This window comes from uncultured Amaricoccus sp. (assembly GCF_937891315.1).
GTDB lineage: Bacteria > Pseudomonadota > Alphaproteobacteria > Rhodobacterales > Rhodobacteraceae > Amaricoccus.
In genome coordinates this window covers 20,687-27,667 of sequence record NZ_CALAGI010000092.1, presented here as the reverse complement: position 1 = coordinate 27,667, position 6,981 = coordinate 20,687, and the positions used below count along the sequence as shown (strand labels likewise).

The window sequence follows — 6,981 nt, the reverse complement described above, 5'->3', positions numbered from 1 at the left end:
CCTTCCCGGCGGCTTCAGTATCCATCAGGACGCGCGTTTCTCACAGACAAGCGGAGTCCGACCCGGCAGAGCCGGTTCGTCCGCTCCAGAGTCTTGATTTAGCGCAATATTTTAGCCACCAGGCGATTCCATCTGGTTGGATATTGCTCTAGGAAGTTTCCAGACGACGGTCAAACGGCTCCGGCGCGCGAGGCGGGTGCGCATCGGGCGGGCGCGGGTCGCTTCGGAATGCGCCCGGTCCGGCGGAAGGCCATGACCATCTCGTCGCGCTGTTTGAAGCCGCCGGCCCGTCGGGAATGCCCGGTTTCGCGCCAGCGCCCTCGATATGACCGAAAATTCGCGACCGCGAGCAATGAACGTCCCGGGAGGCGCGGATCCGTGATACCATGGCGATCATTCAAGGGCGTGGCGCGAAGGCCTGCCAAGAATTTTCATCCCGCGCCCGACACGCGGCGCCACATAGAACGAGGCAAGCAATGTCAAAAGTCGCCAGGCGCAGGATCGCGGTCGCCTGCCAGGGGGGCGGCAGCCACGCCGCCTTCGCCGCGGGGGTGCTGCTGGAAATCCTGGAGCCTGGCCGGTTCGAGGGCATCGAGCTCGTCGGCCTCAGTGGCACGTCGGGCGGCGCGGTCTGCGCCTCGCTCGTCTGGTCCGGACTGGTGCGCGACGGCGGCGGGCCGGCGGTGGCGTCCGAGACCCTCGCATCCTTCTGGCGTGATCTCTCCGCGCAGGATCCGCTCGACGCGGCCGTCAATTTCTGGTCGGTCTCGCTGGCGCGGTTGCCGGTCACCTGGGAAATCAGCCCCTATGCCATCTACGCGCCGGCCGAGCCGCGGATGCGTACACTGCTCGGGCAGCATCTGGTGTTCCCCAAGACGGGCGCGCCGCGCCAGCCGCCGGAGATCTTCATCGGGGCGACGGATGTGCTGAAGGGCGGGGGGCTCGCCTTCGACGGGCGCATCCTCGGCATCGACCATATCATTGCCTCGGCGGCGGTGCCGCCGCTGTTCCGGGCGGTCCGGGTCAGTGAGGATGAACTGTGCTGGGACGGGCTTTTCAGTCGGAATCCGCCGATCCGTGAATTTACCAACCTCGAGTCCGGTCCGCCCGACGAGATCTGGATCGTCCGCATCAATCCGAAGAAGATCGCGCATGAGCCGACGTTGATGTCGGAGATCAATGATCGGCGGAACGAGCTCGCCGGCAACCTGTCGCTCGATCAGGAGATCTTCTTCATCGACAAGATCAACGAGCTGCGGAAGGACATCGCGCCACTGGCGGAGCGATACAAGCACATCGAGATCCGCGAGGTCGAGCTGGCTCTCGATCTCGACTATCCCTCCAAGCTCGATCGCGGCGTCCGGCATATCCAGCGCCTGATCGAGACCGGCCGGGGCGCGGCGCATCATTTCTTTGAGGCGCCGCCCGAACGCCGGATGATGGTGAAGAAGCTGATCGAGCCCGCCCGCGAATCCGCCTGACCGGGGCGCGCGCGTGACCGGGAAACGGCTCGCCGGGGTCGACCGGGCCGAGTTCTCCGTCAGTCCGCGAGGCGGACGACGAAGTGCTTCTTCTTGCCGACCGAGACCTTCAATTCGGCGCCGATCGTGTCGGCGGTCACGAGATCGTTCGGATTGACCACCAGCTCGTTGTTGAAGCGCAGGCCCTTGTCGCCGATCAGGCGCTTGGCCTCCTTGCTCGAAGCGGCGATCGCCGTCGCCGTCAGGACATGGGTATTCGCCAGCCCGGCGCCGAGTTGCGCCCGGGTGAGAAGCCGCACTTCCAGCGCTTCGCCGATGCCGCCGCCCTCGAAGGTCGCGCGCGCCGTCGCCTCCGCCGCCCGCGCGGCGTCCGCGCCGTGGCAAAGGGTTGTGACCTCGTTGGCGAGGATCACCTTCGCCGCGTTCACCTCGGCCCCGCCGAGCGCGCCGAGCCGGTCGCATTCCGCGATCGGCAGCTCGGTATAGAGCTTGAGGAACCGGCCGACATCGGCGTCGGTGGTGTTGCGCCAGAATTGCCAGAAATCATAGGCGCTCAGCAGATCCTCGTTGAGCCAGACCGCACCACCCTGGGATTTGCCCATCTTGCGCCCGTCCGAGGTGGTGAGCAGCGGCGAGGTCAGGCCGAACACCTCCGCCCCCGCGACGCGGCGGGTCAGGTCGATGCCATTGACGATGTTGCCCCACTGGTCGGAGCCGCCCATCTGCAACAGGCAGCCCTCGCGCCGATACAGCTCCAGAAAATCATAGGCCTGGAGGATCATGTAGTTGAATTCGAGAAAACTGAGGCTCTGGTCGCGGTCGAGCCGTGACTTCACGCTCTCGAAGGACAGCATCCGGTTGACGCTGAAATAGCGCCCGATGTCGCGCAGGAACTCGAGATAGTTCAGCCCGTCGAGCCATTCGGCATTGTCGAGCATGATCGCGCCGCTATCGCCATAGGAGAGGTATTTCGTGAAAACGCCTCGGATCGTTGTGATGTTCTCCGCGATCTTGTCCGGCGTCAGCAAAGGACGCTCGTCGGAGCGGAACGACGGGTCGCCGACCTTGGTGGTGCCGCCGCCCATCAGGGTGATCGGCCGGTGGCCGGTCTTCTGCAACCAGCGCAGCATCATGATGTTGAAGAGATGCCCGACATGCAGCGATTGCGCCGTCGCGTCATATCCGATGTAGGCCGGCACGACGCCTGCCATCAGCTTCTCGTCAAGGCCCTCGATGTCGGTGCAATCCTGCATGTAGCCGCGCGTGACCATGACCTGCAGGAAGTCGCTCTTCGGGACATAGGTCATGGCGGGCATCCTTTCGCGCGGGCGTGCGCCGTTCTATAGCGGTTGGCGAAGCGAAGCAAAGGGGCGGGGATGCGGGTTCTGGGGCTGATGTCGGGCACCTCGATGGACGGGGTGGACGCCGCGGTGCTGGAGACCGACGGCGAGGCGATCCTCGGCTTCGGTCCGACCGGCTTCCGCGCCTATTCCGGGGAGGAGCGCGCCGTGCTGCGGGCGGGCTTGGGCCTCTGGCCCGAGGCGGAGGGGCTCGGCGCGATCGAGGCGCTGGTCCGGGGCACGCACGCGGCGCTGGTGGCGGGGTTCGACGCGGTCGATCTCGTCGGCTTTCACGGCCAGACCCTCGCGCACGATCCGGGCGGCCGGGGCACGCACCAGATCGGGCGGGGCGATCTGCTCGCGAAGGAGATCGGGCGGCGGGTGGTCTGGGACTTCCGCGCCGCCGACGTGGCCAGCGGTGGCGAGGGCGCGCCGCTGGTGCCCTTCTTCCATTTCGCCTGCGCGCGCTGGATCGGCGCGGCCGCGCCGGTGGCCTTCCTGAACCTCGGCGGCGTAGGCAATGTCACATGGGTCGATCCCCGGGTGGCGACGCCGGAGACGCCGGGCGCGCTGGTCGCCTTCGATACCGGCCCCGGCAACGCGCTGATCGACGATTTCCTGGCCCGGCGGCTCGGCGAGGCTTTCGACGCCGACGGCGCCGTCGCGGCGCGCGGCAAGGTGGCGGAAGTGGTACTGGCCGATCTCAGCGCGCATCCATACATCGCAAGAACGCCACCGAAATCCTTGGATCGTAACGATTTTCACGAATATCTCGATCGCGTCGCGGATCTCTCGACCGAGGATGGCGCCGCGACCCTCGCCGCGCTGACGGCGGCCTGTGTCGCCGCGGCGGCGCGGCATTTTCCGGAACCCGCGACCCGCTGGCTCGTTTGCGGCGGCGGGCGGCGGAACCGGACGATCATGGCCATGCTCGCGACCCTCACCAACGCGCCGGTGGAGCCGGTCGAGAGGGTGGGGCTCGATGGCGACATGCTGGAGGCGCAGGCCTTCGCCTATCTCGCGGCGCGGGTGGCGCACGGGCTGGCGACCTCGGCGCCCGGCACCACGGGCGCCCGGCTGCCGGTCAGCGGCGGCCGGATCAGTGCGCCCGGCTGAGCAGCAGCCGCGCGGCGAAGGTGGTGAAGATCGAGGCGCAAAGCCAGTCGATGCCGCGCGCGACCCGCGGGTTCGACCGCATCGCTCGCGAGAACCGTTCCGCCGCCAGTACCATCGGCAGGCAGATCACCGTCGCGATGACGACGAAGATCCCGCCGAGCGCGAGCAACTGCGTGGTCGCATGAGGATCGTCGACGGCGACGAATTGCGGCAGGAAGGTCATGAAGAACAGCGCGACCTTCGGGTTCAGAAGGTTGATGCCGACGCCCGCCGCCCAGGTCTGGGCGAGACCACCGCGCGCGCCGGTCCCGGCCGGCAGGTTCAGCGCGGAGCCATGGCGGATCGCCTGGTAGGAGAGCCACAGCAGATAGAGGGCGCCGACCACCTTCAGCGCGAAGAAGACGGTGGGCGCGGCGACGATCAGCGCCGAAAGCCCGATGGCGACGAGGAGCGTGTGGATCATCACCCCGGTCGTCGCCCCGGCGAGCGCGGCGACGCCGGCGGCCCGCCCCTGTGTCAGGGCGCGGCCGAGGAAGAAGGTCATGTCCGGCCCCGGGGTCAGGGAGATGATGACGACGGCCAGCGCGAAAGGCCCGAGGACGGCGGGATCGGGCAGCATGTCAGCGCGAGGATTCGGTCAGCCGCCGCCGCACGTAGCCATCGACGGTCGCGATCATCTGCTCCATGCCGGGATCGAAGAAATGGCTCGCGCCGTCGATCGTGGAATGGGTGATGGTGATGCCCTTCTGCTGCTTCAGCTTGTCGGCGAGATTCGCGACATCGGTCGGCGGCACCACGCGATCGGCCGATCCGCCGATGATCAGGCCGGACGAGGGGCAGGGGGCGAGAAAGCTGAAATCGTACTGGTTCGCCGGCGGCGCCACCGAGACGAATCCCGAGATCTCCGGACGCCGCATCAGCAGCTGCATCCCGATCCAGGCCCCGAAGGAGAATCCCGCGACCCAGCACGAACGGGCGTTCGGGTTGAGCGCCTGCAGATAGTCGAGCGCCGAGGCGGCGTCGGAAAGCTCGCCGATCCCCTGGTCATACTCACCCTGGCTGCGCCCCACCCCGCGAAAGTTGAAGCGCAGGCAGGTGAAGCCCATGGTGTGAAAGGCGTAATGCAGGTTGTAGACGACCTTGTTGTTCATCGTGCCCCCATAGAGCGGGTGGGGGTGCAGGATGATCGCGATCGGCGCGTCCTTGGTCTTCTGCGGATGGTAGCGACCTTCCAGACGACCATCTGGTCCGGGGAATATCACCTCGGGCATCGGATCGTTCTCCTGAAAGGGCCTTGTGACACGAACTTGACGGAATCGCTCAACCAACCTAGAAGAATTCTAAGATTGATGAGGGCCGCCGAGCCAGCACGCTAGTTAAGCGCTCGAAGGGTACGCGTCAACACCACGGGCGAGGTCAACCGCGTGCCTTTTTCGGTCGCGGGCGAGACGTTGGAAGGACGGACGATGAAGCTGAGCACCAAGGGCCGCTATGCGATGATCGCATTGACGGATCTCGCCGGCCAGGGGCGGGAGAGGCTGGTGTCGCTGAGCGAGATCGCGGAGCGGCAGGATATCAGCCTCGCCTATCTCGAACAGCTGTTCGTCAAGCTGCGGCGCGCGGAGATCGTGGATTCGGTGCGCGGACCCGGCGGCGGCTATCGCCTCGCGCGGCCCGTCGAACAGATTCGCATCTCCGAAGTGCTGGCCGCCGTCGATGAGACCATGGACGCGCTGAGCCGCGGGGCGGGGGCGTCCGGCGCGGCGCGCGGCACGCGCGAACAGGATCTGACGGACAAGCTGTGGGAGCAGTTGTCGGCCAATATCTATGTCCTCTTGCATCAGACGCGGCTTTCCGACGTGGTCTGCAACCAGCTCGCGCCCTGTCCGGCGGTGCCGAGCTTCGTCGCCGTGGTGGACGAGACGGTATGACGGCGCGGGTCCATACGGGGCGGGTCTATCTCGACTGGAACGCCACCGCGCCGCTCCGACAGGAGGCGCGGGCGGCGATGCTGGCGGCGATGGACGTGGCCGGCAATCCCTCCTCGGTCCATGCCGAGGGGCGCGCCGCGAAGGCCATCGTCGAGCGCGCGCGCGTCCAAGTCGCGGAGGCCGTCGGCGCCGCGCCGGACGAGGTGATCTTTACCTCCGGCGCCACCGAGGCGGCGGCGCTGGTGCTCGCCGGGCGCGGGCTGGTCGGCGCGGCGGTCGAGCATGAATGCGTCGCGGCGTGGATCGATACCTGCCTGCCGGTGGACGCGGACGGCGCCGTTGCGGTGTCCGCGCCGGAACGCACGGCGCTGCAGGCGGCCAATTCCGAGACCGGCGTGCTCCAGCGCCCGCGGTCCGGCCTCGCGGTGATCGACGCGGCGCAAGCGCTCGGCAAGGTGCCCTTCGCCTTTCGCTGGACCGGGGCGGAGGCGGCGATCCTGTCGTCGCCCAAGCTCGGCGGACCGCGCGGGACCGGGGCGCTGATCCTGCGGCAGGGCGCGGAAACGTCGCCGCGCCAGCGCGGCGGCGGGCAGGAGATGGGGCGCCGGGCGGGGACGGAGAACGTGGTCGGGATCGCCGGCTTCGGCGCGGCGGCGGCGGCGGCGGCGCGCGATCTGGCCGATGGCGAATGGGATCGCGTGGCGGAAACTAGAAATATTCTAGAATCCGCTCTGGACTCCGCGGCGTCGGAGACTATTTTTGTCGGGAAAGCGGCGGCGCGTCTGCCGAACACCAGTTGCTTCGCGGCGCCGGGCTGGAAGGCCGAAACGCAGGTGATGCGGATGGACCTCGCGGGCTTCGCGATTTCGGCCGGGTCGGCCTGCTCCAGCGGCAAGGTTCGGGCCGGTCGGACGCTCGCCGCGATGGGTTTCGACCCGGAGGTCGCGGCCAGCGCGGTCCGGGTCTCGATCGGGCCGACGACGACGCGGGACCAGATTCTCGCCTTTGTCGAGGTCTGGTCGGAAGGTCTGAGGCGCTTTCGGCGAAGGGCGGCCTGAACGATCGATCCGCGGTGATCGATCGGTGTGGGGTGGATATTTGGAGAGGCGGGAC

At 67.7% G+C, this 6,981-nt stretch carries 7 protein-coding genes; 4 read left to right on the top strand and 3 right to left on the bottom strand.

The features are described 5' to 3' along the window. Positions 1–476 precede the first annotated feature (476 nt). Positions 477–1,481 (top strand): patatin-like phospholipase family protein, encoded by a 1,005-nt coding sequence (locus Q0480_RS08380; RefSeq protein WP_299131987.1) that lies wholly within the window; start codon positions 477–479, stop codon positions 1,479–1,481. A 59-nt stretch (positions 1,482–1,540) separates the two neighbouring features. On the opposite strand, the gene tyrS is transcribed toward Q0480_RS08380, so the two are convergent. Continuing rightward, on the bottom strand, positions 1,541–2,788 hold the full coding sequence (gene tyrS, locus Q0480_RS08375) for a tyrosine--tRNA ligase (RefSeq protein WP_299131986.1): 1,248 nt from the start codon (positions 2,786–2,788) through the stop codon (positions 1,541–1,543). Between the two features lie 69 nt (positions 2,789–2,857). Between tyrS and Q0480_RS08370 the strand changes: the two genes are divergently transcribed. Next, the gene (locus tag Q0480_RS08370) at positions 2,858–3,937 is read left to right on the top strand and encodes an anhydro-N-acetylmuramic acid kinase (RefSeq protein WP_299131984.1); all 1,080 of its coding nucleotides are present in this window, start codon (positions 2,858–2,860) and stop codon (positions 3,935–3,937) included. On the opposite strand, the gene Q0480_RS08365 is transcribed toward Q0480_RS08370, so the two are convergent. Together Q0480_RS08365 and Q0480_RS08360 are read right to left on the bottom strand one after the other, a co-directional pair. Beyond that, the gene (locus Q0480_RS08365) at positions 3,921–4,556 is read right to left on the bottom strand and encodes a LysE family translocator (RefSeq protein WP_299131982.1); all 636 of its coding nucleotides are present in this window, start codon (positions 4,554–4,556) and stop codon (positions 3,921–3,923) included. The two genes, Q0480_RS08370 and Q0480_RS08365, sit on opposite strands and share 17 nt — an antisense overlap. Position 4,557: 1 nt before the next feature. Next, positions 4,558–5,208 carry an alpha/beta hydrolase gene (locus tag Q0480_RS08360; protein ID WP_299131979.1) on the bottom strand — a complete coding sequence of 217 codons (651 nt, stop codon included), beginning with the start codon at positions 5,206–5,208 and terminating at the stop codon, positions 4,558–4,560. Positions 5,209–5,403: 195 nt separating this feature from the next. Here Q0480_RS08360 and Q0480_RS08355 point away from each other — a divergent pair, with 195 nt between their 5' ends. Next, a complete protein-coding gene (locus tag Q0480_RS08355) occupies positions 5,404–5,868 on the top strand; it encodes an Rrf2 family transcriptional regulator (RefSeq protein WP_299131977.1) in 465 nt (154 codons plus the stop codon). Beyond that, positions 5,865–6,926, top strand: coding sequence for a cysteine desulfurase family protein (locus Q0480_RS08350; RefSeq protein ID WP_299131975.1), 1,062 nt, complete (start codon positions 5,865–5,867; stop codon positions 6,924–6,926). Before Q0480_RS08355 ends, Q0480_RS08350 begins: the two co-directional genes overlap by 4 nt. The last annotated feature ends 55 nt before the right edge of the window (positions 6,927–6,981 follow it).

Coding starts and splice junctions, on each gene's coding strand:
- tyrS (WP_299131986.1), bottom strand. CDS start 2,788: ATGACCTATGTCCCGAAGAGCGACTTCCTGCAGGTCATGGTCACGCGC.
- Q0480_RS08355 (WP_299131977.1), top strand. CDS start 5,404: ATGAAGCTGAGCACCAAGGGCCGCTATGCGATGATCGCATTGACGGAT.
- Q0480_RS08360 (WP_299131979.1), bottom strand. CDS start 5,208: ATGCCCGAGGTGATATTCCCCGGACCAGATGGTCGTCTGGAAGGTCGC.
- Q0480_RS08350 (WP_299131975.1), top strand. CDS start 5,865: ATGACGGCGCGGGTCCATACGGGGCGGGTCTATCTCGACTGGAACGCC.
- Q0480_RS08365 (WP_299131982.1), bottom strand. CDS start 4,556: ATGCTGCCCGATCCCGCCGTCCTCGGGCCTTTCGCGCTGGCCGTCGTC.
- Q0480_RS08370 (WP_299131984.1), top strand. CDS start 2,858: ATGCGGGTTCTGGGGCTGATGTCGGGCACCTCGATGGACGGGGTGGAC.
- Q0480_RS08380 (WP_299131987.1), top strand. CDS start 477: ATGTCAAAAGTCGCCAGGCGCAGGATCGCGGTCGCCTGCCAGGGGGGC.